We start from the raw sequence: 1,945 nt of genomic DNA, 5'->3' as shown, positions 1-1,945 counted from the left end.
GATAGTGTGCCAAGCAGCTCTACGAGTACGCCAGCAAGCAGTTCAAGTAGCAAGTCATCAGCGACAAGTAGCAAGAGTAGCTCAAATTAAATAGGAGAAAATATGGCAGATTATCATGGACAAATTCAATTAGCCTTGGCTGGCTTTTATGATGTCCTGACTGACGAGGGTGAACTTTTTCGAACTCGTGCACGTGGTAATTTCCGCAAGCGCGATATGAAGCCCCTCGTTGGTGATTGGGTAACGTTCAGTGCCGAGACCAAGGATGAAGGTTATATCTTGGATATCGATGAACGTGAAAACAGTTTAGTACGGCCACCAGTTGCAAACGTTGATCAAGCAATTGTGGTGACGGCGGTCAAAATGCCCGATTGGTCAAGCAATTTGCTTGATCGTCAATTGGTTGCGTTGGAAGAGAAAGACATTGAACCGGTCATTTACTTCACAAAAACGGATTTGTTAAACGCCACAGAAATGGCTGACATGATTAAAGTTGCAGACGGGTACCGTGCGGCTGGTTACCAAGTGATTTTGCCAGCGGTTGCGTTTGATGAACCAAGTTTGCTGGCAGTGAAGGACTTGTTAGCTGATAAATTATCGGTCGTGATGGGACAAACTGGGGCTGGAAAAAGCACCCTGTTGAATCATTTGGCCCCAGAGCTAGATTTAGCCACTGGTGAGGTGTCGCAAGCTTTGAGCCGTGGTCGCCACACAACCCGCCAGGTTGGGCTTGTGCAACTGTTTGGTGGCTTTGTCGCGGATACGCCAGGATTCTCAGCTTTTGAAGTCTTTGACATGGAAGCGCGTGATTTAACACATTACTTCCGTGAATTTAATGCCTTAGCCCCTAACTGCCGCTTCCGTGGGTGCGTGCACTTAAACGAGCCAGGTTGCGCTGTGAAGGATGCTTTGGAAGCCGGTACAATCATGCAATCTCGTTATGATAACTACAAGCTATTTTACGATTTGATTGAAGGCCGACGCCCGGTTTATAATAAACATGACAAGAAACACTAATTTTTGAGATTAGACAAAAGAGGTTTAGACATGACGATTAAGGTAGCACCTTCAATTTTGTCTGCAGATTACATCAACTTGCAAAAGGATATTGAGTTGATTGAAGCTGCAGGTGCGGAATTTGTTCACATCGACGTGATGGATGGGATGTTTGTGCCATCTATCTCATACGGTCCAGCTTGGGTAAAAGCCTTGCGCCCAGTGACCAACATGGTTTTGGATGTTCACTTGATGGTAGAACAACCAGAACGTTACATTGACGTATTTGCAGAGGCTGGTTCAGACATTATTGGTGTCCACTATGAGGCCACGCCACACATTCACCGTGCTTTGCAACAAATTAAGAACCACGGTATTAAGGCTGAGGTTGTTATTAACCCTGGTACTTCAGTTGCGGCAATTGAGCCGGTTTTGCACATGGTTGATCAAGTTTTGGTCATGACGGTTAACCCTGGTTTCGGTGGTCAAAAGTTCTTGCCAGAGACGTTGGAGAAGATTGCCCGTTTGGCTGAAATTAAGCGTGAAAAGGGCTACGACTTCGATATTGAAATCGATGGTGGTGCTAATGATGAGACGACCAAGTTAGCTTATGAAGCCGGTGCAACCGTTGCAGTTGCTGGTTCATATGTCTTTGACAAGGTTGACCCAGCGGCTAAGATTGCGCGTTTGAAGGAAGTAACGTCAGACTAATGAAACGGATGCGTGTGTTAGTCGGGGGCCCACTATCTGAGTGGCCGGATGCGTTGCACGCAGGTCAGTTAGACGGCCCATGGGCAGCGGCTGACCGAGGCGCATTACGATTATTAGCCATGAATCAAGTGCCACTACTAACAGTGGGCGACTTTGATTCGATGACAGCGACTGAACGTGAAACGACCTTGGCGAAGTTGCCACGGGTCGTGAGTGCACAACCTGAAAAGGATGAGAC

At 47.0% G+C, this 1,945-nt stretch carries 2 protein-coding genes and 1 pseudogene; all 3 read left to right on the top strand.

All coding sequences use genetic code 11. From position 1 onward, the window contains the following. Positions 1-102 precede the first annotated feature (102 nt). Positions 103-1,017, top strand: coding sequence for a ribosome small subunit-dependent GTPase A (rsgA, locus tag WEIDD23_RS09280; protein ID WP_010372779.1), 915 nt, complete (start codon positions 103-105; stop codon positions 1,015-1,017). Positions 1,018-1,047: 30 nt separating this feature from the next. After that, positions 1,048-1,707, top strand: coding sequence for a ribulose-phosphate 3-epimerase (gene rpe, locus WEIDD23_RS09275; RefSeq protein WP_010372782.1), 660 nt, complete (start codon positions 1,048-1,050; stop codon positions 1,705-1,707). After that, positions 1,707-1,945: pseudogene (locus tag WEIDD23_RS14845) on the top strand (thiamine diphosphokinase); the annotation flags it as partial. The gene rpe and the pseudogene WEIDD23_RS14845, both read left to right, overlap by 1 nt.

The sequence above is a fragment of the Weissella sp. DD23 genome (assembly GCF_001579105.1).
Lineage (GTDB): Bacteria > Bacillota > Bacilli > Lactobacillales > Lactobacillaceae > Weissella > Weissella cibaria.
This window is presented reverse-complemented; position numbering and strand designations above follow the sequence as displayed.